This is a genomic window from Corynebacterium sp. Marseille-P4611 (assembly GCF_916618765.1).
Taxonomy (GTDB): domain Bacteria; phylum Actinomycetota; class Actinomycetes; order Mycobacteriales; family Mycobacteriaceae; genus Corynebacterium; species Corynebacterium marquesiae.
The window spans coordinates 2,157,313-2,181,768 of record NZ_CAKAKD010000001.1; the positions used below are offsets into that span (position 1 = coordinate 2,157,313).

The following is a 24,456-nucleotide window of genomic DNA, read 5'->3' on the forward strand; positions in this document are numbered from 1 at the left end:
TGGGCTTTAGCGGTGGCTAAGAGCTAATGCTTCTATACCCGAGTCTTAGACGACAGGAAGTCCCAGACCACGTTCGGCGTATCTGGCTGCCAGAACCAGGTGTGGTCTTGCGGAACCTTAACCAGTTGCACATCCTTTTGGCAGCCGTTAAAGCTCAGTCGTTCCGAACCGCCAGCCTCCGGAGTGGACTGGAAAGTCATATCGCAGCGATTGCGCTTAAGGTAGCCGCCGAGCACCGTACGCACAGGGAGGTAACCGGCCTCGTGCCGGTCACCGCCTTCATAAGTCATCATCTTGTCATTGACACCATGCATGATGAGGGTATTCATCGGCGCATCGGCACAGTTGACCTCAACCGGGTTGTAGAAGGCACCCGAAACCATAGCTACGGCAGCAAAGGTGTCCTGTGCGTGGCAGCCAAGCACCGAGGTAAAGCCGCCTCCATTAGACATACCCATGGCGTATACGCGGTTTCGATCAACGTGGTAGTCCTTGTCTACCGAGTCAAGAATGCGCTTGATAAAGCGGATATCCTCCCCATCGCGCGTCTTAGCATAAGGCGCCGCCTCCCAGGCTCGCTCAAATCCCTCTGGATAGACGATGATGGCCTCGTTATTGGCCTCAGTGGTCTGCATGCGTGCATAGCTGGAGTAGTTCTCCGGGGAATCTCCCCACCCACCAAAGCCGAAGAGAACGGGGGCCGCCTTTTCCGGCGAATAGTGGTTTGGAATACGCAACAAGTACCTGCGGGTCTTACCCTCATGCTCCATCTCTAGGGACTGCATGGAACCCGGCTTAAACGGCGGGTTGGGATTGATGCTGGTATCAACCATTGCCGGCCGCGGCGCTGGCTCGGGAAGAGATGATCCCTCAGGAACTGGCGCTGCACTGTTATCGCTGCTGCCATTTTCTGCTGGCGCCGGGGTGGACTCCTTAACACCTTCTGGAACTAGGTGGGACCCATCGGGCTGCGGAGTAACGGGCATTGCGTTTTCGGGAGCAGGTACTGGAGCTGGGGCCGGTGCAGGAGCGGGGGTTGGCCCTTCTTGTGCATGGGCAGGCGCAGCACACACAAGCGCAGCGCTAGCCAGCGCAGCAGCGAGGATCAGGTATAGGGAACGATAAAGAAACTTAGTAACATTAGCCACAAGGTTAAAATTAACCACATTATTCACTTGATTCACTGTTTACACGCCCAGTGCACACTCAATTCTGTAAGAAAAGCCCAAGGCACTAAGCTAGATCCCCATGCACGAAGACAGACCAAGCACCGCCCCCGATTTTTTGCTTTCGCGAGCAACGGGGTCTGTCCGTACCCAAGGTGCGCGCCACACTTTTAATGACACCGACGCGGCGATTTCCGCCCTGCGCAGCAAAGATGTTGACATGGTCGTCGGTGCGATTCCGTTCGACTCTGACACGCCCGCCGCGCTAACGGTGCCGGAGGCCATCATCCGCGAAGAGGGTCCGCTGGAACCGCACGCCTACTACCGCAATAAGAGTTTGAGCTCCCGCGTGGTTGGCTTCGATCCAGAGCCCGAGGAGCACCTGCGCCGAGTTGAAGCGGCCATCGGCACGATCGAAACCTCCAAACTGGAAAAGGTGGTTTTGGCCCGCGCCGTAGATATCGAATTCCCTGAGGCTATTGATCCGCGCCTCGTGGCGGCTCGCCTTATCGACCTTTCCGCCAACCGCGATGGCTTCATTGCCGATCTCTCCCCCGCTGGGCGGCCGGGCGCGATGCTGGTTGGTTCTTCTCCAGAAGTTTTGGTCAAGCGTCAGGGCTCGACCGTTTCTGCCTTCCCCTTGGCCGGATCGTCACCGCGCCGCAGCGCAGCGGCTGAGGACCACATCGCAGGTCAAAATCTCTTGCATTCCGCCAAGGATCTCCATGAGCATTCCTTCGTAGTGGAACACCTGCGCCGAGTGCTTAGCCCGCTATGCGAGCAGCTAGACATTCCGGACGCCCCGCAACTCATTAGCACCAATGAGATGTGGCACCTTGGCACGCCAATTTCCGGGACACTCAAGGATAAAGGCTTGACCGCTCTTGAGCTTGCCCTGGCGACACACCCCACACCGGCCATCTGTGGCACCCCTGCGGAGGCCGCCCAAGCCCTCATTGAGACTGCAGAAACGGACCGTGGATTCTACGCCGGAGCGGTCGGTTGGTGTGATAGCTCCGGCGACGGCGAGTACATGGTAGCCATTCGCTGCGCAGAAGTGGCCGGCGATGGACTATCGGCGCGTGCTTGGGCCGGCGGTGGCATTGTGGGCGATTCCGATGCCCACGCCGAGTTGGAAGAAACCACGGCCAAGCTGCGCACCATTTTGAAGGCGCTTAGCCTCTAAGCTGCACGCTTGGCGACGAGCACAACATCGCTTTGGTGGTGCGCCCCCGCGCCTTCAGTCAAGTGGCGTTCACGACGAGTTAGCTCGACCGTTTCCAGCTCACGCAGGTTTTCCGCGAGCCATTCCGGCATCGCTGCCTCTGCCGACTCCATATCGTGATGGACATAGAGCAGTGTTCCGCCTGGAGCCACCAATCGCTCTAGCTTTTCCACCTCTTCTGGCGTGGCGCGTACCCCGCCATAGTGGACGCTGACCAAGTCAAAGGGCTCATGGCTAAAGTCACTAAACGTTGCGACCTGCGCCGCGACACCGCGGGCCCTAGTGCGTGCGACGGCAGTCGGGGCGAAATCAATGCCCAACACATCCCAGCCGTGGTTCTTTAGCCAGAGCGCATCCGCGCCTTCTCCACACCCGATATCAAGGGCAGTACCAGGGTCAGCTTCGCAGCATAATCAACAAGGGTCTCATTGGGATTGCCCGACCACACCCGTTCAGAACTCTGGTAGCGTTCCTCCATTTCCTCGGAGGTGGGTACGCAGGCGCGGTGTTCTTGGTGGCTCGGGTTATGCACGGTGGATGGTATTGCGCAGGGTGCCGAGGCCCGGGATCTCGATTTCGATGGTGTCACCTGGGACCATAGGAGCGGTGCCAGCCGGGGAGCCGGTGGTGATGACATCGCCGGGCAGCAAGGTATAGGCAGCGGAGATCTCCTCCAAAATGCCGCCCATCTTCACAATCATCTGGTCAGTATTGGAATCCTGCTTTTGCTCGCGAGAACCCTCGTGCGTCAGATAAGCATTAATCTTCTGATCGTCTAGATTCAAGCTGTCCAGATCGGTTTCGATCCACGGGCCGAGCGGGCAGAAGGTGTCAATACCCTTGGCCCGAGCCCATTGACCATCCTTAAACTGCAGGTCGCGGGAGGAAACGTCGTTACAGATGGTGTATCCCAGCACGTGGTCTTTCCAGTTCTCGGCCTTGATGTTTTTCGACGGCTTAGAAATGACCACGGCAAGCTCGCCTTCAAACTCGACGTTGGTGGCGTAGTCCGGAATCTTGATTGCAGCATCCGGGCCAATGACCGCGGTAGATGGCTTGATGAAGATGGTGGGAGGAAGGCTATCAGCAGACTTTTTGAAAACCTCGGCAACGTGGTCCGCATAGTTGCGTCCAAGCGCTACCACCTTGGTGGGAAGGGTCGGCGCCAAGAGGCGAACCTCGTTAAGCTTCCACTCGCGGCCGGTTGGCTCCGGTGGGGTGAAGGGCGTGCCGGCAATTTCCTTTGCTACGAGCTCTTCCTTTGGGGCATCTTTTGGCCCATCGATAATGGCGAAACAGATTCCTTCGGGGTGTGCAATTCGTCCTAAACGCATAGCGGTAATCCTACTCAATAGCCACCTTCACATGTGTGCAAAGGATACGGTGTTAATTAGTTAATTTGAGTAAATTTCCTTTGCCCTTTACTCACCGTTACTAACCCCGGTGCCGACTACGCCAGGAAACGCTGGGCACTTGGGGCGTCGGCAAGCGCCCAGCGCAAGAAGCCCGCTCTATTCGACGAGAAGCTGGGCGATTCGGTCACCGACTTCGACGGTCTTTACCGGCCCGTCGCCGCGGTGCGCAACATCTTGTGCCACAGCATCCTCAATCCGCCGGGCGTTGGACTCATCTCCCACGTGGCGAAGCAGCATGGCGGCGGACAAGATTGCCGCTGTTGGGTCCGCAATCCCCTTACCCGCAATATCCGGCGCAGAACCATGCACCGGCTCAAACATCGAGGGATTCGCGCCAGAGGCATCGATGTTTCCGGAGGCAGCAAGGCCAATGCCGCCAGTTACCACGCCCGCCAAATCGGTGAGAATGTCTCCAAAAAGGTTATCGGTGACAATGACGTCATAGCGCGCCGGATCGGTCACCATATAAATGGTCGCTGCATCAATATGCTGGTAATCTACACGAACCTCTGGAAACTCGGCGGCGACTTCATCAACAGTGCGTTGCCACAACCCACCAGCATTGACCAAGACATTAGTCTTGTGCACCAAGGTTAGAAGCTTGCGGCGCTGCGCTGCCCGCGCAAACGCATCGCGCACCACACGCTCCACACCGAAACGAGTATTTTGCGATACCTCGCTGGCCACCTCGTGCTCAGTTCCCTCTCGCAAGGTACCGCCGTTTCCGCAGTACAACCCCTCGGTACCTTCGCGCACCACAACGAAATCGATATCGCCCGGTTCAGCGAGCGGCGAGGAAGCGGTGGAATAGAGCTTGGACGGGCGCAGGTTCACGTGATGATCCAGCGCAAACCGCATCTTAAGCAACAGCCCTCGCTCCAGCACGCCTGGTGGCACCTCACCTGGGGCGCCGATCGCCCCCAACAGGATCGCATCGTGTTCGCGCAGACTCTTCAAGTCAGCGTCCGTGAGAAGCTCCCCATTGCGCAGATAACGGCGCGCGCCGAGATCATAATCAGTGGTCTCGATATCGGAGCGAACGGCTCGCAGCACCTTGAGCGCCTCGGCCGTCACTTCTGGCCCAATTCCGTCGCCGCCAATCACCGCAAGTTTCATTATGTAGGATTCCTTTCTCACAGAGTGGATATGGACTTACCCTACCAAAAGAAACCCGCGTGGCGCAGGAAATTACCTAACACCACGCGGGTTGAGACTCTGTTGCAGTCCGCAGCCTTATGCTTCCATGTCCAGCTGTTCGCATTCAGCTCCCAAGGCCGCATTAATGTCGGCGATGAGATGCTCTGGCACCTCGGCCTCCACGCGCAGAATCAGCACAGCATCAGATTCCTGTTTACCGTGCGTAAGAGCGGCTGCCACGATGTTGATTCCCGCAGCACCCAACTTGGTTCCTACCGTCCCCAATGCACCTGGGGCGTCCGCGTAGCGGAAGAAAAGGTTGCGGCCGGTAGCACGCATATCTACGCCGCGGCCGTTGATGCGAATAAACTTTTCGGTTCCATCGATGCCGATAAGTGCGCCGGTGAGCGAGGAGCTCTCGCCATCGGCACCGATAACCTTTACCTGCAGGGAAGAGCGGTGCCCCTTGGACTCCGTATTAGTAGTTACTTCCACCTCTACCCCGCGACTATTTGCGATCTGCATTGCATTGACAAAGGTCACCGGCTCCGAAGTAACGCCGCTAAACAGGCCTCGGACAGCAGAAAGTCCTAGCACTTCTACGTCTTCGGTAGACAACTCGCCGCAGGCCTCCACTTCAACGGCAACGGGGGCCTGACCCAAAAGGCGGCCAGCAGTAAGTCCTAGCTTGCGGGCGAGGTCCAACCAACCAGCAACCTCTTCTCCCACTGTCCCGCCAGAGACGTTGACAGCATCCGGCACAAACTCTCCTTCGAGAGCCTTCAAGACCGACTCCGCTACATCTGTTCCCGCGCGGTCCTGGGCCTCTACAGTGGATGCGCCTAGGTGCGGGGACACGGTGACTTGCGGCAGCTTAAAGAGCGGAGAATCAGTGCACGGTTCCGTGGAATAAACGTCAAAGCCCGCACCTCGATGATGTCCCGACTCGATAGACTCAGCCAGGGCCGCCTCGTCTACCAAACCGCCTCGCGCTGCGTTAATGAGAATCTGTCCTCGCTTCGCCTTGGCCAAAAGTTCTCTATCAAACATTCCTGCAGTCTCGGGAGTCTTTGGCAGGTGAATGGTCACGAAATCGGAACGCGACATCAGTTCTTCCAGCTCAACCAATTCCACGCCCAGCGCCGCCGCGCGAGCCGGGTTGGCATAGGGATCGTGCGCGACAATGGTCGTCTCAAAGGACTTCAGACGCTGGGCAAAGAGCTGGCCAATGTGTCCGAAGCCGACAATGCCGATGGTCTTTCCGTAGACCTCTACGCCCTTGAAAGAAGAGCGCTTCCACTCCCCTTCGCGCAGGGACTGGTCGGCCGCTGGTATCTGGCGCGCCGTCGCTAAGAGCAGGGCAATTGCCTGTTCACACGCAGAGTGAATATTCGATGTTGGCGCATTGACCACCATAACGCCCTTGTCTGTGGCCGTCGGAATATCGACATTGTCCAGTCCCACCCCGGCACGGCCCACAATCTTGAGCTTTGTGGCCGCTTCCAATACCTCTGCATCAACGGTTGTGGCAGAGCGCACCAACAAAGCCTCTGCTTCCGGAACTGCGGCGAGGAGCTCCGCACGGTTCGGTCCATCTACCCAACGAACCTCAACGGAATCCCCCAAGGCCGCAACTGTAGATTGAGCTAATTTATCGGCAATGAGAACTACCGGCTTCGACATATCTTCCTTACGCTTAAGTGAAATGCGGTGCACGCGGGATGTCCGCGTGTCAAGGAAGTGTAGTTCAGTCGGGGTTGCCCTGCTTGATTTTTGCCTTAAATTCTTTCACTCGACCGAATTCCGGCCCCAGGGCCACTAAGGCGCCATCCTCTAAGCCGGCAACAGCGGCCATACTGTGTTTATCCTGCAGCGGATCGGCAGTCGGCATCACCAAAACCCTTCCACCGTAGGCCGCCGCCGTAATGACGTTTGCAATGGGGCTATCTTTAGTTGCGACGATATTCGGCGCCATTTGGCCGTCCCTGCGGGACTGCGCTGGTATGGGGTTCTTCTTTTTCTCATCAGTGCGCGCCTCGCCTTCATACGGCACCCACGCAGGGCGCAGCTCCACTTGGGGAGTCTTATCCAAACGCGCGATATCCTTCACCATCTGTTCTGGGGAAGCAACCACCTTGGAGCCGTACTGGAATGCCGTGAACTCCCCCAATGCTTTATGCGTTCCCGGATCCTTGATCACGTTGAAGTCCCCAGATGTTTCCGTCCACGGCACGTCTCCAATGACCACCAAGCGACTTACCCCTAAGTCCGTGAGCAGCTTATGGATTTCCAAACGCCTATCATCGTCATACTCTACCGCCGGCAAATGCTGGTTTACCGCCAAAGTCGCTGCTCGAAGGGTTGATTTATCATCCCCTGCGAAAAGGACCAGGGAATCCGAGTCTTCAAAAAATAGGCGGCTGGCTTCAATCCCAATGGTGTCATCGACAATGACAAACCTTTGATCAAATTTCGGATCAATGAGCCGGTTTTGGTTTTCCGCCTTGGCCTTGTTGAGGTCAATTTCAGACTCGTCCAAATCGGACAAACCACGTTTGACCAGCCTGGATTCTGTGACCGAAGTGCCACAGGCTGATAGCGCTAGTGCAGCAACCAGCACTGTGGCTGCCAAGCGCACAGATTTAGCGATCAAAAGCTTGCGGACCTTCCTCTCCACCACAAAGGTTTGTTTCATCCACATCACGAATAACGGGTTTACCTAAAGCATATTCCACGATGTCCAAGAACCTATGGCGGCGATCCGCAAGGAATTCACGCGGCTGTGATGCGCGCAGATAATCCAGATTCATTTCGTGAGATGCTAGCACCTCATCAAATTGCACATCTTCCATGATGGACTTGGACTGAACGCGGGGAAGGTAGCGGTTAGGGGCGAAACCGTCGAGCACCACCTCGGTACGCTTGCCCATCGGGGTGTAGTTCATGACTGACTCTGCCAAAACGGGATCAACTCCGTGGCGCTTGCACCAGTTCAGAGGAAACACGGGGAAGAATCCTGGCTTCAGCTCTTCAAACGTATGGCGATTGAAGGCCTTTCCGGTGCGCCAGTCCTTCGCGCCGCGCGCCATGAGAAGGGCGTAAAGGCCATGCCAGACACCGTCTTTGTCATCTACGGAAAGCAGACGAGATTCACGGAAGGCGGCATCGGTGACAGTTTTCGGAGCCTCATCCGTAGCACCGGCTACCCATTCGGTGACCTCATCGACGTCGCGAGCAGCGCGCAGCTGCACCGCAGAAGAACCGTAGAGCTCGCCAAAGACACCACACCAGAACCACTGGTTGATGCGGTCCCACGACTGCTGGGTAGACAGCGCTCCCCCGCGCTTAGCCAATCGGGCGATGATGACTGCCAGGGGAACGATCTGCTCATTAAACGGAACTTGGTCCATGCTAAGGATGCAGCGCTGCGCGAGGAACTCGGAGACTTCGCGGAAAGTAATGCGCAGATCGTTGGCCGCCGACTTGTACTCCGCCAAAGACAACTTCAAAATATCCTCGCGCTGGCCACCGGCACAGCCCTTTTCGCCGGAGACCAGAAGCGATACTGCGGAAAGAAACTCGGTGCGCCCAATTCCATCCAAAGCTGGGGACTTACGCAGATCCTTTTCCACTTCTTGCCAATCAGCGGCCAAGTGAAAGCTGGGGTCCTCAGAGGCGAAAACGGCAGTAAGCAGATCGAATACGTCCATCTGCAGGCCGGCCGAGTTCGCTTGGGCAAAAATCGAGCCGATGCCGGCTCGCTCCGTCTCGCGGGAAAGTCGAATCATTGGCAGGTCATAGCCGGACAATGGCCGAATGATGCGATTGTTAAAGGCGGCCAGTTCCGCGCTGTATTCCTGCTTATTCGCCGCAAGTTCAAAAAGCATGCCGACGCCGTCTTCACTCAGCAGAGAGGCCACGGGAATGCACATATTCTCTAGCGCATCTTCGCGCGTTAGGATTTCGCTCTCAATTGCCGGTGCGAAGTGCGAGCAAATCTTGCCGTCTTGATTGACCGCGAAGATGGCGTCATCCGGCATTAGATCTCCGCGAACGGCCGCGCGAATATCGATAAAGAAGCGGCGGTGAATCTTCTTTTTGCGGAAGTCAGTGGTATCTACAAAGCCCTCGCCGTTGAAGCAGTGATACAGGGTGGTCAGGCGCTGCTGCCCGTCTAAAAGGAGCAAGCCGGGGTCGACGCCAGTGTCAGGTGCGCCCGCAAGGGCACGGGGACGAAAGCGCATCTTTTCGTTTCGGGTGTCAAGAGCCATGAGCGCGCCGATGGGATAGCCGCGCAGCACGGAAACAATAAGAGATCGAATACGATCTTCATCCCAGGCATAGCTGCGCTGGAAGTCAGGTAACTGGATATCCCCGCGATCAATTCGTGCAAAGAGGTCTTTGAGGTCATAGCTTGGCGTCGTAAAACCCATGGCCCTCATCCTACTCCCCGCACCGGAGTTTTACCTGACACAAATAAGGCAAAACCCACGGTAAACATGCCTGTTCACCGTGGGTGTGCGCTACAGACGCCGCCTTTTATTCCTAGGCAGTAGCATCCAGCGGGTTCTTGACCCAGCTCATCAAATCGCGCAGCTTGGTGCCGGTCTTTTCAATTTCGTGCTGCGCAAATTCCTCACGCAGACTCTCCAGCTCCTTGTTGCCGCCTTCAATATTGGCAAGTAGGCGCTTGGTGAAGGTGCCGTCCTGGATATCGGACAAGATATCCTTCATGCGCTGCTTTGCATCGGCATCGATTACGCGAGGGCCAGAAATGTAGCCGCCAAACTCGGCGGTATCAGATACCGAGTAGTTCATGTTGGCGATGCCGCCCTCAAACATCAGGTCCACGATGAGCTTCATCTCGTGCAGCACCTCAAAGTAGGCCATTTCTGGCTCGTAGCCAGCCTCAGTCAGGACCTCGAAGCCGGTGCGAATCAGGAACTCTACGCCACCACACAGGACAGCCTGCTCACCAAAGAGGTCAGTAACCGTCTCTGCTTCGAAGGTCGTCGGGATAACGCCGGCACGCGCACCACCGATGGCTGCGGCATAAGACAGAGTCAGATCGTGGCCTTCGCCCTTAGGATCCTGTTCGGTCGCAATCAGACACGGAACACCCTTGCCATCAACGAACTGGCGGCGAACCAGATGGCCAGGCCCCTTTGGTGCAACCATGCCAACGGTGACATTGGCTTGCGGTTCAATCAGCTTAAAGTGGATATTCAAGCCGTGCCCAAACAGCAGCGCATTGCCGTCTTCCAAGTTGGGGGCAATTTCATCTTCAAAGATCTGCTTCTGAGAGGTATCTGGTGCCAACAGCATGATTACATCCGCCCACTTGGCGGCCTCTGCAACGGTCTTGACCGCAAAGCCTGCTTCCTCAGCCTTGGCCGCAGACTTTGAGCCTTCACGCAGACCAATAACAACCTCGACGCCGGAATCGCGCAGGTTCTGCGAGTGTGCATGCCCCTGGGAGCCGTAACCAATAACGGCTACCTTGCGACCCTGAATGATAGACAGATCCGCATCATCGTCGTAGAAGGTTTCAATAGCCATGTCGTAGTCCTCAATTCTGTAGTGATTGTAAGTTCAATGAGTTAACGTCCCACCTAGCACTATACCACTGTGCGAGACGAGGCGCCCATATAGTGGGATTTATTTTCGCGGGGGTGCCATCGCCTTGGGACCACGCCCCAAGGCCACGTCACCAGACTGCACCAGCTCGAGCACACCGAATGGCTCCAGGACGTCGAGAAGCGCCGCTAGCTTTCCAGGGGTGCCAGTAGCCTCCACCACCACTGATTCTTGTGCCACGTCTACCACGCGGGCACGGAAGATATTGACGGCATCGACCACCTGCGGCCGGTTGGCATTATTTGCAGCCACCTTAACCAGCATCAGGGCTCGCGCCACGGTCGAATCCGCTTCGAGCTCCACCACCTTGATGACCGGCACGATCTTGTTGAGCTGCTTGGTCACTTGCTCCATAATCCTTTCGGAAGCATCGACCACGATGGTCAGCCGGTTAATCCCCGGATTTTCCGTTTGGGCAGAAACCAGCGAAATGATGCTGTACCCACGCCGGGAAAACATGCCGGTCACGCGCGACAAAATTCCCTCTACGTCTTCTACCAGGACCGACAGGGTATGCCGGGAAACGTCACTGGGGGCCATGCCTATACCTCCTGGATAGTCTCGTCGATATCGGCAGGAGTTTCTGCTGCCGATTCATTTTCATCAAACAGCGGGCGCAAGCCGCGGGCATATTGAATTTCTTCGTTAGACGCCCCACCGCCGATCATGGGCCAGACTTGAGCATCCTCACCAACGATGAAGTCAATGACCACCGGGCGGTCAGTGATTGCGCGGGCCCGTTCAATGGCCGGCACCACTTCTTCCTCACAGGTGACGCGGATGGCCTCGCATCCTAGCGCCTCTGCCAAGCGGACAAAGTCCGGGGTATAGACATCTCGTTCTCGCAGCTTGGTATTGGAATAGTTCTCGTTAAAGAACAGTGTCTGCCACTGACGGACCATGCCGAGGTTGCCGTTATTAATGACAGCAACCTTAAACGGAAAGCCCTCCAATGCCGCAGTGGTGAGCTCCTGGTTGGTCATCTGGAAGCAACCGTCACCGTCAATCGCCCACACCTCCTTATCCGGGCATGCTGCCTTGGCACCGAGGGCCGCCGGGACGGCATAGCCCATAGTTCCGGCACCACCGGAGTTGATCCAGGAGCGTGGGTGTTCAAAGTTAATGAACTGTGCCGACCACATCTGGTGCTGACCCACACCGGCACAGTAGATAGCCTCAGGACCGACGGTTTCACTCAGCTTTTCCAACACAAATTGGGGATTGAGCTGCCCATCCGGAGTGGGATCATAGCCACGAGGGAACCGTTCCTTAAGCCCATCGAGGTAGTCCCGCCATGGGCCTACTTCCGGAGAATTCACCGCAGAGTTCTTGCGGTACTCCTTTAAGAGGCCTGCCAATACCTTGCGCGCATCACCCACGATTGGCACGGCAACCTCGCGGATTTTCCCAATCTCAGCCGGGTCAATATCAGCATGAATTACCTGAGCCTCAGGGGCAAAGGTGGTGGTATCACCGGTTACTCGATCATCAAATCGCGCACCGATAGTAATCAGCAGGTCAGCTCGCTGCATGGCCGCAACCGCAGGGACGGTGCCATGCATGCCCGGCATGCCCATATGCAGCGGATGAGATTCCGGAAAGGCCCCCAAAGCCATGAGCGTAGTCACGACGGGGATTCCGGTACATTCCGCAAACTCGCGCAGTTCCTTTGCCGCCTCCGCCTTGATGACACCACCGCCGGCATAGATGACTGGCTTTTCTGCCTGCACAATGAGCTCAATCGCTTGCGCGATCTGGCGATGGTGGGGCTTGGTCGTCGGTTTATATCCAGGCAGATCAAACGTAGACGGGAAGGAATATTCCAATTCACCGTTTTGCACGTCCTTTGGGATATCCACCAAGACCGGGCCCGGACGGCCCGTAGAAGCCAGATGGAATGCGGCTGCAATGGCAGCTGGAATCTGGCTCGGCTCCGTCACGATGTAGTTGTGCTTGGTAATCGGCATCGTCACGCCGCGGATATCGGCCTCTTGGAAGGCATCGGTTCCCAAGAGATTGCTGCCCACCTGGCCGGTGATGGCAACGATGGGAACGGAGTCCAGGTTGGCGTCGGCTAGCGCTGTCACTAAGTTGGTCGCACCCGGCCCGGAGGTGGCAATGCATACGCCCACCTTGCCGGAAGCTTGGGCGTAGCCTTCGGCGGCGTGACCGGCACCCTGTTCATGGCGGGTGAGCACATGGCGCAGCTTGGTCGAGGTGTGCAAAGCATCGTAGAGAGGAAGCACAGCACCGCCTGGAATGCCGAAGACGAGATCGGTTCCCAAGTCTTCGAGAGTGCGGACAATGGCGTGGGCACCACTCATCCGCTCCGGAGCGTGGGCGCGTGAGGCTGCAGCCACCGAAGCGGGCGTGGGCGAAGTTGTCGTAACCACGGTTAATGTGCTCCTTGGAATGGTCTATTACGGGTCCTGATCATCATTGGCACCGGCTCCAGATATGAACAAAGCCCCCGCGGTCTTGTCTGTCTGCGGGGGCGAAATGCGTCGACGTCATCGGTCGTCGCGGTCACCACCGCGTTGGTACTACCTGAAGTCGAATAATGATCATGGACATGACTATACACTGATAGGTATTGCGCACGTGCCGATTACCCCCTTTTGGGATCACATTCCCACGTGATGGGACACGCCTGAAAATAGGTTCGCTCTTGCCCGCCTAAGTGAATTAGGCTTGCACACTATGACTCCACCACCTAAGGACAACAAACCTCGTCAGTCCACCACCCAGGCAGAGGTTTTCAAGCCATCCCGCGACCATATCTTGGGCATCCTCATCCTGTCCGCCATTGCTCTGCTGAGCATCGGATGGGCCCCCAAATACCTCGCATGGCTGTTCATTATCCCCATCCTCGGATTGTGGTGGGTCATAAAATCCCGCACCAGAGTCTCCGAATCTGGAATCGCTATCTCTTACGCATTCCGGAAAAAAATCCAGATCGCATGGGACGATTTTGCCGGAGTCGGCTTCCAACGCGCCCGCGCCTTCGCTCGCACCACGGCCGGCGCGGAGCACAGCTTGCCCGGCGTTACCTTTAACTCGCTCCCGCGACTTTCGGAGGCCTCCCGCGGCCGCATCCCTGATGCCCTTACCCAGGGCCGTGAAGCGGCAGATGACAAGGTGGTCATTGTCCACCGTGACGGCCAACAAGTCCTCCTCAGCAAAGAAGAGTATGAGGACTACCTCGAGCGCCACCCCGAGCTCAAGCCTTCGGCCGAAAACTAAATACGCCGCCTACACTCTCCCACATCCCTTGAAGGAATGGTGACTGAAAACCATGTTCCCGCTGCGTTCAAAAGTAACTACCGTCGGCCGCCAAGCCTCTGGCGCCCGCGCCCTCTGGCGGGCCACCGGCACCAAGGAAAATGACTTTGGCAAACCGATCGTCGCCATCGCCAACTCCTACACCCAATTCGTCCCCGGCCACGTACACCTTAAAAACGTTGGCGATATCGTTGCCGACGCCGTGCGCGCGGCCGGCGGCGTACCCAAGGAATTCAATACCATCGCCGTCGATGATGGCATCGCCATGGGACACAGCGGCATGCTCTACTCGCTGCCTTCGCGCGAAATCATCTCCGATTCCATCGAGTACATGGCCAATGCCCACACTGCCGACGCCCTGGTATGTATCTCTAATTGCGATAAAATCACCCCGGGCATGCTCAATGCGGCGCTGCGCCTGAACATTCCCACTATCTTCGTCTCTGGTGGACCGATGGAGGCCGGCAAAGCCGTCGTGGTTGATGGCGTCGCCCACGCCCCCACCGACCTCATCACCGCCATTACCGCCTCGGCCAACGACGCGGTATCTGATGAAGACTTAACCCAGGTAGAGGAATCCGCCTGCCCCACCTGCGGCTCCTGTTCTGGCATGTTTACCGCCAATTCCATGAACTGCCTGACCGAGGCACTCGGCTTGGCACTGCCTGGCAACGGCACCACCCTGGCTACCCACACGGCCCGCCGCAGCCTATTTGAAAAGGCTGGCTCCACAATCGTCGATATGTGCCGCCGCTATTACGGCGAGGAGGACGAATCCGTTCTCCCCCGCAATATCGCCACCAAGGAAGCCTTCACCAACGCCATGGCGCTAGACATGGCCATGGGCGGATCCACCAACACCATCCTGCATACGCTCGCAGCCGCACAGGAGGGCGAGGTGGATTTCACCCTCGATGATATTAATGACATCTCCTACCGCGTGCCCTGCCTGTCCAAGGTCGCACCCAATGGCACCTACCACATTGAGGATGTCCACCGGGCCGGCGGTATCCCCGCTATCTTAGGAGAGCTTCGCCGCGCCGGGCACTTGAACTTGAAGGTGCATACGGCGCTATATGACAACGCCGAGCAGTGGCTCGATGACTGGGATATCCGCAACCCGCACGCCACCGATGAGGCTCGCGAACTGTACTACGCCGCGCCGGGCGGTGTGCGCACTACCGAACCATTTTCCCAATCCAACCGCTGGGACGAGCTCGATACTGACGCCGCTAATGGCTGCATTCACGACGCCGATCATGCCTTTTCTTCCGACGGCGGCCTGGTTGTCCTGCGCGGAAACCTGGCTCCAGACGGTGCCATTGTGAAGGCAGCGGGCGTTGAAGAAGAGCTGTGGACCTTCTCCGGACCTGCCCGAGTGGTGGAATCCCAGGAGGAGGCCGTATCGATAATCCTGAATAAGGAAGTCCAACCCGGCGACGTGGTGGTCATTCGCTATGAAGGCCCGTCCGGCGGCCCTGGCATGCAGGAAATGCTCCACCCAACCTCCTTCCTCAAGGGCGCCGGTTTAGGCAAGGCATGCGCCTTGATTACCGACGGCCGCTTTTCCGGCGGCACCTCCGGCCTTTCCATCGGCCACATCTCCCCCGAGGCGGCCCACCAGGGCCTTATCGGGCTCATCGAAAATGGCGACACCATCACCATCGACATCCACGAGCGCCAACTCACCCTCGATGTGGACGAGGACGTGCTGGAGCGCCGCAGAGCCGCCCAGGAACAGCGCGAGCAACCGTGGACTCCGGTGAACCGCAACCGCCCCATCACCAAGGCTCTGCGTGCGTATGCAGCCATGGCCACCTCTGCCGATCGCGGTGCGGTGCGAGTGGTCGATGGCCATGTGAATTAGCCAGTATTAACTGCTAAATCCCTGTGAGCCCCGGTGGGGTGCGCACCCGTTTACCTGCAGATCGCATAAAGTGTACTGCGATGAAACTCGCGCGCACCCCACTTTTTCGTTATGTCTTAGCTCTGCTGGGCCTCATTTTTGGCGCCTGGAAGGTTATTCAAGACACTCGCATCACGGACTTTCCCATTGACATGGTGGTCTACCGCGAGGGTGTCAAGGCCTTCCTTGAGCACCGCTCCGTCTATAGCGAACCCATGTTAGCCGGGGACATTGAACTTCCCTTCATTTATCCACCCTTTGGCGCGCTCGTCATGGTTCCGCTCACGGCCTTTGACGGCATTGACCACGATATGGCGGGCGACATCATGGTCGTCCTGTCCGATCTGCTCCTGCTCGTCTGCCTCTACTTTGTCTTCAAGGCGGTGCTGAAGAAGCCGGAGCTCCTCTTACCCATTACCGCCATTGCCTGGGCCATTGCCTTGCGCTTTGAGCCGGTTGACCTCAACAATGGTTTTGCGCAGATCAATATCGTGGTGATGACGCTGGTTATCCTCGACCTGGTTCCACGCAAGCGCTTCTTGCCCCAAGGTATCTTGATTGGCCTAGCCGCCGCTATCAAAATTACCCCGCTGGCAATGCTGCTCTACTTCCTCATGCGCAAGGAGTGGAAGCAGATTGCCACGGCTTTCCTCTCTGCGGTCGCTGCCACTCTCCTTGCCGCAGCCTTCCGCTGGGACGCATTCGTGGAGTTCTTCAGCTCTAAATTGCTCGATATGGGCTCTGGCGGCGACTTCGGCGTCGCAACCGAGTACCAGTCCAATAGTTCCCTCAAGGGAGCCATTCAGCGCATGTATTCCTCTACGGAAGCCATGGACGCCAATGGACTGACCATCAACCTTGCGTGGCTCGCAGCTTCCCTTGTGGTTATTGCCTTTGCTGCGTGGCTTATCAAGCGACTGTGCGAGGAGCATCTGCTTGTCGACGCCCAATTGGTCACCGCCCTCACCCTCCTCCTCATCTCCCCTGTTTCCTGGTCGCACCACTGGGTATGGCTCACGCTCATCATCCCGGTCTTTGTCTACCGCGCCTGGACCTGGCTGCCGTCAGGTTGGGCTGCGGGCAGCCTCCTGACCGTCCTTATCGCCTGGGCAGCCATGCTGCTGACCGTCCCTCCTAAGTGGTGGTGGGGCGATCAAGTCGATGTCCACGCCATGGAGCGCTACCAGAAGTTCTGGGTGGATGACTTCGTATGGCTAACCATACTGACCGTCGCACTGTACGCAGCCGCGTTCTATGCCTCCCGGCGCATTACTCGGAACACGAGTACCGCTACTCCTGCCCCGCTAGCGTCTTAAGCGCTGCAAGGTGCGAATCGAATGCGGCCTTACCTTTAGCCGTGAGCATCACCCATACCGTGTCCTTGCCACGCGAGGAACCATACTCACGAAAGCGACTGATATACCCCTCTTTTTCCAGTGCGCTTAGCTGCTTCGACAGCGTGGCATCGGATTGATTCACCTTCTCTCGAATTGCGGCAAAACGCATCTCTTTGTTGATGGCGCCTTCCACTGCCCCAGCCGCGTTGAGCACCGCACAAATTTTAAACCGGTTAAGCGGGTGGATTACTGGGTCGAGTTCACTCATCGTCGCTTGCCCGCTTATTACTCTCGTGATTTCGCGTGGACAGATCCATGGCCCCTGACTGCAACGCCCAAAATGCCGCAATTCCCCAGAAAGTGAAAACCACCACTGCCGCAATCAAATGTCCTTCAAGAAATGTAATTAAAAAGATGGGGCAGAGTAGGACAAAGAAACCTGCGTAATACTTTTTGTCCGCCTGCGGCTGTTCCAACGGATCCTGACGGTAGCTTGGGCGCACATCCCTTCGGCTAGCAACCATCCAGCCCACCGCTCCTACAATGATCAGAATGGCAGCAATAAGAATCCAAATTGAAACATCCGCACTCCACTGACTCAAGGCCACATAACCGCCAGCCACACAAACAGAGAAGCAAGCATTGAGAAGCGTTTTCGACTGTTTTGTCGATCCCTTCTCCACTTCCTCATTGAAGGACAGTGCCTCGTGCACACTTTCGTCCATGTTCCTCGTTCCTCTCACCTTCGACGTTTCGTTGTTTTCCACTTTAGAAAGTATCATACTTTCCACCCCGGAAAGCAAGGGGAAAAGAAAATCCGCCGCTATTGCGACGGACAACCTATTAGCGCCTAATTCAGCGGATTAACCCCTGCACCGAAGAACCAGAGTGCGGCGAGGATGGCAATGCCGATGAGAACAAAGATCCACGAAGTACCCAGTGGGCGGCGTGCCCACGAGCGCTTGAAGTCTAGGGAGATAAAGCCTGGGCCAGTAAACTGCAGTCCTACTGCGATGACAAAGAGGACCAAGGAAAGCCATACGGATTCCGGCCAGCTAAAGACATCCAGGCCGGCATCGGTCTGGGCGAGCTCGTGGACGGCGGTAAAGCCGGTCACTACCAGACCAATCATGGCCGCCAGCGGCGTAATGAGGCCGAGCAGCAAGAAGACACCAGCGATAAGCTGCATGGTCGGCACCGCGATAGACAGTGCGGTATCCCAGGCATAGTTGGCAAAATCGCCTTCCAGGCCGGACAGGCCCTCGCTATCGCCAAGCGTGAAGAAGGTCTTTGCTCCCGCGACGATAAGGTAAGCGCTCAGCGCCAAGCGGATGAATAGAAGGCCGAAGTCGATGGTGCCGCGGCGACCATAGCGCTGATAGCCTTCCTTTTCTTCTTGTTCCGCCTGTAGGCGTGCCTCGCGCTCCTCTGCGGTTTCGGTGCTGAGGGTGCTGTCCACGGGGGCGTCGGCAGTAGCAAGTGCCGTTTCTCGCTCTGGGGTAGCCGGCGTGGTGGAGTCCGGCTGCACGAAGGCTACGGTCTCCTCGCCGGCGCCACTTTGCTGTCGTGCGGCTTCATTTGCGCTTGAATAGGACAATACCTCGGTTTCCGGGTGGTCCTGCTGCGCCGGGGAAGGCTTGATCTCCTGCGGCTCAGCACGGCCGGCACGCTCGAAAAGGCCCGGCTTAGATTTCTCCTGGCCGGAGACAGAATCCTTGCTAGCGGGCTTCGCGTTGTAGGTAGGCACGTCCATATCCTCATCAAACGGGGTGGCTTTATCCGGTTGCTGCTTATCGCTCATAGCTCCAACTTAGGGCACGTGCCTGCACTTTTGTGGTACCCACCACGGCGCGCCGCGCGGGCATGCGTACTATGTCGCCGCCAGATCGGTCGCAGCTTCGATAACCGAACGTGTAAGTTCACCCAATACCTCCGATTCCAAGCGCCAACGCTGCCAGTAAAGATCGATATCGAGCGGGGAGTCGTCGAGAAGCACCAGCTCTTTTGCCGCTAATAGGGGCAGTGCTTGGGCTTGGGGCAGCAAACCCCACCCCAGGCCAACGCGAACGGCCTCGAGGTAGCCCTCGGACGAAGGGATCTGTGACACCCGGGCACGCACCACGGACGAATCAATGAAGCGCTCCCGCATCGCATCGTCCAAAACCTGGTCGTTAGGCCCATATCCCACCAGCGGCATGGTTTCCCAGGTCAAGCGGCCACTATGAAAGCTTTCTGCAATATGCGGCGCCGCGACTGGGAAGTAACGCATCGTACCCAAAAAGCTAGACTCACACCCTGAGACCGGTGTGGCCTCCCTCGTCACTGCGCCAAGCACATCTCCACGCCGCAGCATGGCTAAGGTACGGGCCTCATCCTCAATCCGGATGCGCAGGGCGACATCACCCCGCCGCGCGGTATCGCTAAGGACCCTGCGGAACCATGTCGCTAGAGAATCCGAGTTCACCGCGACAGAGAGCGGGACCCGGGCCAAGCGGTGGCCTAGGCGGGCATCCGTCTCCTCCTGCACCAACGCCATGCGGCGTGCGGATTGAACCAGGATCTCCCCCGCTTCCGTGGCGGTTACCGGGGTAGCCCGGCGAAGGAGTACGCGACCGGTGCTCGATTCTAGGGCCTTAATTCGTTGGCTTACTGCAGACGGCGATATGCCGAGTACAGCAGCGGCGACATCGAAGCTGCCTTCGTCCACGATGGCGAGCAATGTTTCTAAGTGCACCGGGTTCATGAAGCTATTCTAAACCAGCTGTAGATTCATTAACTGGACTAATTTAGGCCGGGAATTCACACTGGAAGGCATGTCCATCGTGCTTGCTGGTTTCTTCCTGGGATTATCGCTCATCGTGGCCGTTGGCCCGCAAAATGCCATGCTGCTCAAGTACGGCATCCGCCGCGACCACATTGGCCTCATCATTGCCGTCTGCGCGCTTTCCGACGTCATCCTGATTACCGCCGGCACGGCCGGCGTGGGCTACTTGGTAGAAAAATTCCCCAACGCCCTGCAGGTTCTGAAATATGTTGGCGCCGCTTACCTGGTGTATTTCACCTTTACCTGCTTCCGCGATGCGGTCAAGACCAAAGGCGAGGCCATCGAGGTGGAATCGACAGAGCCGAAATCTCCGCAGGAAGTCGCTTCCTTCGATGGCTCTCAGGCACGCAGCACGACCAAGACCGCAACTCGCGTCGAGATCAAGCGCGCCCCTTCGTGGGTTAAGCCTCTATTGACCGCCCTGGCCTTAACGTGGCTTAACCCAGGCGCCTACGTGGACGTAGTGGTCATGCTCGGCAGCATTGCTAATCAATATGGTGAATCGGGGCGCTGGCTTTTCGCCGTGGGTGCAATCTGCGCCAGCTTCACTTGGTTCCCCTTCATCGGCTTTGGTGCCGCGCGCTTTTCCCACGTGTTGTCCCGGCCTACAGTGTGGCGCTGGATCAACTTCGGCATCGGCGTCATCATGATTGGCCTAACGCTCAAGTTGCTCCTGCTCTAGGGAACGAGCGCCACCGCACCTAGTTGCCGCGAACGCGCGAGGCGGTGGCGCCTGCCCAGCGGTTGATGCCGGCGTCATGGGCGGCGTCGTCAATCGCAGCCAGCTCCTCCGCACTGAAGTCAAGCTTGTCCAACGCGCCCAGGTTGTGCTCGATCTGCTCCACAGAAGAAGCACCCAACAGCGCCGAGGTAAGCGTGCGATCCCCCTGGTCACGCAGCACCCACGAAATGGCCATCTGGGCCAGCGACTGACCGCGCTCGCCTGCAATATCGTTGAGCGAGCAGATCATGGAAAGGTTTTCCTCATTGAGCCAGTCCTTTTCCAGGGTCTTATTCTTCGCCGCTCGCGAATCTGCAGGGATGCCGTCGATATAGCGGTCCGTCAGCATGCCCTGTGCCAACGGGCCGAAGCCGATAACGCCCAGGCCGCTGCGCGCCGTAACGTCAAGCAGCGACTCACCGTCTTCGCCTGGGCGCTCAATCCAGCGGTTCAAAATGGAATAGCTCGGCTGATGGATCAGCAACGGGCAGCCTTCATCTTCCATAAACTCCACGGCCTCTGCGGTGAGCTCCGGACCATAAGAGGAAATGCCCACATACAGGGCCTTGCCGGAGGCTACGATATCGCGCAGTGCATACAGGGTCTCCTCCAGCGGGGTATCCGGGTCCGGACGGTGGTGGTAGAAGATGTCCACATAGTCCAAGCCCATACGCTTCAGGGAAGCGTCCAAGGAGCTCACCAGGTACTTGCGGGAGCCACCGAAACCGTAGGGTGAATCATTCATTACCCAACCCGCCTTGGAAGAAATGATCATTTCATCGCGGAAGGGGCGGAAATCGCGGGCGAAGATGCTGCCGAAGTTGTCCTCCGCGGCGCCTGGTTCAGGGCCATAGTTATTGGCCAAATCGAAATGAGTAATCCCCCGGTCATACGCCGCGCGCAGGATTTCGCGCTGCGTGGCCAGGGGACGGTCGTCGCCGAAGTTCTGCCATAGGCCAAGGGAAATGGCCGGCAGCTTCAGCCCAGAGTTGCCTACTCGGCGGTACTCCATCGAATCATAACGGTCAGATGGGGGTGCATAGATACTCATGGCCCCCATTGTCCGCTTAATTCTTGGAATTGTCAGCCTTTGGCAGCTCCTCATCTTCTTCAGGGTCGCCGGATGCGCCGGTTTCTTCGACCCACTTTTCAATTTCTTCCGGGGTGCGGTCAGTTTCTACCGCATCACGCTCGGTGTAGTAGGAGTAATCGTGGCGCTTTTCTTCGTACTTTTCCTTGTCAAAGTCCACGTCGTCGTCACCATCGAGCTCCTCGGTGACTTCCTCGACCAGCTCATCGTAGAGGGCCTCATTGTCCATATTGGAGTCCTCGATGTGCTGGCCAATTTCATCGTCGTAGCGGTCGGCGTCGTAATCCTTGTCTGGGTGCAGCTTCAGGTGCATGAGGGCACGTACACGCTCACGGCGCACAGCCTCATCCTGGATCTGCGACTGGCTGCGGAACCAAGCAAAGACCAAAATGGCCACCATCAAGATGCCCATGTAGCCAATAATTGGGTAAATGTAGTTCATCAGGGTCTTGAAGCCGGCGAAGGACACGGCGAAACCAGCCAAGCAGCCAATAACGAAGATAACCGGGAAACGCTTCTCATGACCGGCAGACAGGCGCTTGCCCAAAGCGTAGAACATGCCGATAGCAGTATTGAAGATCATCAAGTAGATGATGACCGCCATGATAGAGCCGAGCGTCGGGTTAACGCTATCTACCAGAGACAGCATCGGAATATCGGAGCCTTGTGCCTTGTCCGAGTTCATCAGCAAGGAGAATCCGGCAAGGCCCATCATGATGGAGTAGATGACGCCGCCTACAACGCCGCCCCAACCGGCCTCGCGTGGGCTGATATTGTCGCCGCCGATAACCAGGGACATGGACACGGCGAGCATCAGGGCAAGGCCGTTGTAGTTGAGTGCGGAAATGAGCCAGTTACCAATCGGGGTGTCGATCTGGCTGGAGGCGTCCATAGCGGCGCCGATGTCATCCGGCATATTAAGGCCGGTGTAGATGGCTACACCAATGACCGCAATGATGATGGTCGGTGTTACAGCACCGATAACCTTGGATACCTTGTCCACGTCGAGCATGCCCACGACAAGCACCAAGACCAGCATGAGTGTGGAGCCGATCCACGTCTTCCAGCCAAACTGCTGCTCCATATTGGAACCCGCGCCGGCCAACATCACAAAGCCAATAGCAAAGAGGGTGATGATGACCGCGATGTCCAGCAACTTGGAGACGATCGGGTGGGTGACATTGCGGAAAACGGTGTTGTGTTCAGAAGCGTGGAAGTAACTGCCCAACTGCAAGAACACGGTACCGGCAAGGGTCATGACGAGTGCGGCGATGATGAGGCCAGGAATGCCCCAAGAACCAAAGGCGGTGAAGTACTGCACCACCTCTTGGCCCGTGGCAAAGCCGGCGCCGACCAACAAGCCCACGAAGGACATGGCAATGGCGATAATGTTTTTAGAAGACACGGTTGCCTAACTTTTGTAGCGAATATCTTTCGCATACTGGTGCGCGCGGCCCCTGTCCCCCACTCCCCAGCACGTGGGCTACGCAACACCGATATGCGTTCCTTAAGGAATGGTACGTAAGTGACCCGTTAAACACCTACTGGCGCATACCGATGTTGTGCTAAATCACATTCTGACGTTCCGCGAATTCAACCTAACGCTTTAGTCGTCAAAGGTCGCGGTATCAATCACGAAGCGGAACTTTACATCGCCTTGCACTACGCGCTCATAGGCGTCATCAACATCGTTGACGCCGATCTTTTCAATAACGGCGCCGATACCGTGCTCGGCACAGAAGTCCAGCATCTCCTGGGTCTCTGCAATGCCGCCGATATTATTACCTGTAAGCACCTTGCCGCCGCCGACGAGGCTGCTCATATGGATCCCCAGCTCCTCCGGCGGAAGTCCGACAACGGACATGATGCCGCGCGGCTTCAGTAGCTGCAGATAGTCATCGAGGGAGTACCGGGCAGATATGGTGGACAAGATGACGTCGAATTCGCCGCGGTGGTTGGCAAAGAAGTCTTCCTCTTCACCGGTGGCCAGAATATGCTTTGCACCCAGCTCATAGGCTTCCTTTTCCTTGCGCAGGGAGCGGGAAATCACGGTTACTTCCGCGCCCTTTGCCGCAGCGATCTGCACACCCATGTGGCCCAAGCCGCCTAGGCCTACTACGGCAACCTTGTCGCCTTCTTTAACTTGCCAGCGAGCCAGCGGCGAATAGGTGGTGATTCCGGCGCACAGTAGCGGGGCTGCGACGTCAAAGTCAATACCCTCTGGAATGGTGCACACGAAGCCTTCGTTGACTACTACCTTCTGGGCATAGCCGCCTTGAGTAATGGTCCCGTCTACGTCTTCGGAGTTATAGGTGCCCACGTTGCCATTCAGGCAGTTCTGCTCTTGGCCGTTGCGGCACTGTTCGCACTCGCCACAAGAGTTCACCAGGCAGCCCACGCCCACGCGGTCGCCCACTTTGAACTTGGTGACCTTATCACCCACAGCTTCCACAACGCCGGCGATCTCATGGCCCACTGTCAGTGGGAAGTGCGCCTGACCCCACTCGTTGCGGATGGTGTGAATATCGGAGTGGCAAATACCTGCAGCCTTGATATCAATGACCACATCGTCTTCGCGCGGATCGCGGCGCTCGATTTCTACGACTTTGAATGGTGCTTCAGGGCTTTCCTTTTGCAATACTTTGCTCTTAATTGTCATGCCCACGACCCTACGCGTAACCCCACTGACCTCGCCTAACGAAAGTAATCACCATTT

Annotated in this window: 21 protein-coding genes and 1 pseudogene; 5 read left to right on the forward strand and 17 right to left on the reverse strand. The window is 57.3% G+C overall.

What is annotated here, in order from left to right:
• Positions 1–32: 32 nt before the first annotated feature.
• Positions 33–1,148, reverse strand: coding sequence for a PHB depolymerase family esterase (locus LG376_RS10315; protein ID WP_225747044.1), 1,116 nt, complete (start codon positions 1,146–1,148; stop codon positions 33–35).
• A gap of 100 nt (positions 1,149–1,248) precedes the next feature.
• Here LG376_RS10315 and LG376_RS10320 point away from each other — a divergent pair, with 100 nt between their 5' ends.
• Positions 1,249–2,352 (forward strand): isochorismate synthase MenF, encoded by a 1,104-nt coding sequence (locus LG376_RS10320; protein ID WP_225747045.1) that lies wholly within the window; start codon positions 1,249–1,251, stop codon positions 2,350–2,352.
• Here the strand turns inward: LG376_RS10320 and LG376_RS10325 are convergent.
• The 9 genes and pseudogenes from LG376_RS10325 to LG376_RS10365 all read right to left on the reverse strand — a co-directional run bounded on the left by LG376_RS10325 (position 2,349) and on the right by LG376_RS10365 (position 12,973).
• Positions 2,349–2,869 (reverse strand): annotated as a pseudogene (locus LG376_RS10325) (class I SAM-dependent methyltransferase). The gene LG376_RS10320 and the pseudogene LG376_RS10325 sit on opposite strands and share 4 nt — an antisense overlap.
• A 46-nt stretch (positions 2,870–2,915) precedes the next feature.
• The gene (locus LG376_RS10330) at positions 2,916–3,725 is read right to left on the reverse strand and encodes a fumarylacetoacetate hydrolase family protein (protein ID WP_225747046.1); all 810 of its coding nucleotides are present in this window, start codon (positions 3,723–3,725) and stop codon (positions 2,916–2,918) included.
• Positions 3,726–3,902: 177 nt separating this feature from the next.
• The gene (locus LG376_RS10335; protein WP_225747047.1) at positions 3,903–4,922 is read right to left on the reverse strand and encodes a 3-isopropylmalate dehydrogenase; all 1,020 of its coding nucleotides are present in this window, start codon (positions 4,920–4,922) and stop codon (positions 3,903–3,905) included.
• Between the two features lie 117 nt (positions 4,923–5,039).
• Complete coding sequence (gene serA / locus LG376_RS10340; protein WP_225747048.1) at positions 5,040–6,626, reverse strand: phosphoglycerate dehydrogenase; 1,587 nt, start codon at positions 6,624–6,626, stop codon at positions 5,040–5,042.
• A 64-nt stretch (positions 6,627–6,690) separates the two neighbouring features.
• Positions 6,691–7,638 carry a hypothetical protein gene (locus LG376_RS10345; protein WP_225747049.1) on the reverse strand — a complete coding sequence of 316 codons (948 nt, stop codon included), beginning with the start codon at positions 7,636–7,638 and terminating at the stop codon, positions 6,691–6,693.
• On the reverse strand, positions 7,586–9,376 hold the full coding sequence (locus LG376_RS10350; protein ID WP_225747050.1) for a DUF262 domain-containing protein: 1,791 nt from the start codon (positions 9,374–9,376) through the stop codon (positions 7,586–7,588). Before LG376_RS10350 ends, LG376_RS10345 begins: the two co-directional genes overlap by 53 nt.
• Positions 9,377–9,488: 112 nt before the next feature.
• Positions 9,489–10,502: a ketol-acid reductoisomerase gene (ilvC, locus tag LG376_RS10355; RefSeq protein WP_005327729.1), complete on the reverse strand. Its 1,014-nt coding sequence runs from the start codon at positions 10,500–10,502 to the stop codon at positions 9,489–9,491.
• 99 nt (positions 10,503–10,601) lie between these two features.
• Positions 10,602–11,120, reverse strand: a complete 519-nt coding sequence (ilvN, locus tag LG376_RS10360) for an acetolactate synthase small subunit (RefSeq protein WP_225747051.1) — start codon at positions 11,118–11,120, stop codon at positions 10,602–10,604.
• Between the two features lie 2 nt (positions 11,121–11,122).
• The gene (locus LG376_RS10365; protein ID WP_225747052.1) at positions 11,123–12,973 is read right to left on the reverse strand and encodes an acetolactate synthase large subunit; all 1,851 of its coding nucleotides are present in this window, start codon (positions 12,971–12,973) and stop codon (positions 11,123–11,125) included.
• A 307-nt stretch (positions 12,974–13,280) separates the two neighbouring features.
• Here LG376_RS10365 and LG376_RS10370 point away from each other — a divergent pair, with 307 nt between their 5' ends.
• The 3 genes from LG376_RS10370 to LG376_RS10380 all read left to right on the forward strand — a co-directional run bounded on the left by LG376_RS10370 (position 13,281) and on the right by LG376_RS10380 (position 17,084).
• A complete protein-coding gene (locus tag LG376_RS10370; protein WP_225747053.1) occupies positions 13,281–13,823 on the forward strand; it encodes a PH domain-containing protein in 543 nt (180 codons plus the stop codon).
• Between the two features lie 52 nt (positions 13,824–13,875).
• Positions 13,876–15,729 carry a dihydroxy-acid dehydratase gene (gene ilvD, locus LG376_RS10375; RefSeq protein ID WP_225747054.1) on the forward strand — a complete coding sequence of 618 codons (1,854 nt, stop codon included), beginning with the start codon at positions 13,876–13,878 and terminating at the stop codon, positions 15,727–15,729.
• Between the two features lie 80 nt (positions 15,730–15,809).
• Entirely contained in the window at positions 15,810–17,084 is a 1,275-nt protein-coding gene (locus LG376_RS10380; RefSeq protein WP_225747055.1) for a glycosyltransferase family 87 protein, read from the forward strand.
• Here the strand turns inward: LG376_RS10380 and LG376_RS10385 are convergent.
• From LG376_RS10385 to LG376_RS10400, 4 genes are all read right to left on the reverse strand, one after another.
• A complete protein-coding gene (locus LG376_RS10385; protein ID WP_225747056.1) occupies positions 17,059–17,373 on the reverse strand; it encodes a transcriptional regulator in 315 nt (104 codons plus the stop codon). The two genes, LG376_RS10380 and LG376_RS10385, sit on opposite strands and share 26 nt — an antisense overlap.
• A complete protein-coding gene (locus LG376_RS10390) occupies positions 17,366–17,944 on the reverse strand; it encodes a hypothetical protein (RefSeq protein WP_225747057.1) in 579 nt (192 codons plus the stop codon). Before LG376_RS10390 ends, LG376_RS10385 begins: the two co-directional genes overlap by 8 nt.
• 11 nt (positions 17,945–17,955) lie before the next feature.
• Positions 17,956–18,906: a DoxX family protein gene (locus tag LG376_RS10395; RefSeq protein WP_225747058.1), complete on the reverse strand. Its 951-nt coding sequence runs from the start codon at positions 18,904–18,906 to the stop codon at positions 17,956–17,958.
• 69 nt (positions 18,907–18,975) lie between these two features.
• Positions 18,976–19,848, reverse strand: coding sequence for a LysR family transcriptional regulator ArgP (locus LG376_RS10400; protein WP_225747059.1), 873 nt, complete (start codon positions 19,846–19,848; stop codon positions 18,976–18,978).
• Between the two features lie 70 nt (positions 19,849–19,918).
• Between LG376_RS10400 and LG376_RS10405 the strand changes: the two genes are divergently transcribed.
• On the forward strand, positions 19,919–20,611 hold the full coding sequence (locus LG376_RS10405; RefSeq protein ID WP_225747060.1) for a LysE/ArgO family amino acid transporter: 693 nt from the start codon (positions 19,919–19,921) through the stop codon (positions 20,609–20,611).
• A 19-nt stretch (positions 20,612–20,630) separates the two neighbouring features.
• Here the strand turns inward: LG376_RS10405 and LG376_RS10410 are convergent, their stop codons facing one another.
• The 3 genes from LG376_RS10410 to LG376_RS10420 form a co-directional block, all read right to left on the reverse strand.
• Positions 20,631–21,701: an aldo/keto reductase gene (locus LG376_RS10410; protein ID WP_225747061.1), complete on the reverse strand. Its 1,071-nt coding sequence runs from the start codon at positions 21,699–21,701 to the stop codon at positions 20,631–20,633.
• 16 nt (positions 21,702–21,717) lie between these two features.
• Positions 21,718–23,145, reverse strand: coding sequence for a hypothetical protein (locus tag LG376_RS10415; RefSeq protein ID WP_225747062.1), 1,428 nt, complete (start codon positions 23,143–23,145; stop codon positions 21,718–21,720).
• Between the two features lie 201 nt (positions 23,146–23,346).
• Positions 23,347–24,399, reverse strand: a complete 1,053-nt coding sequence (locus LG376_RS10420; protein WP_225747063.1) for an NAD(P)-dependent alcohol dehydrogenase — start codon at positions 24,397–24,399, stop codon at positions 23,347–23,349.
• Positions 24,400–24,456 lie beyond the last annotated feature (57 nt).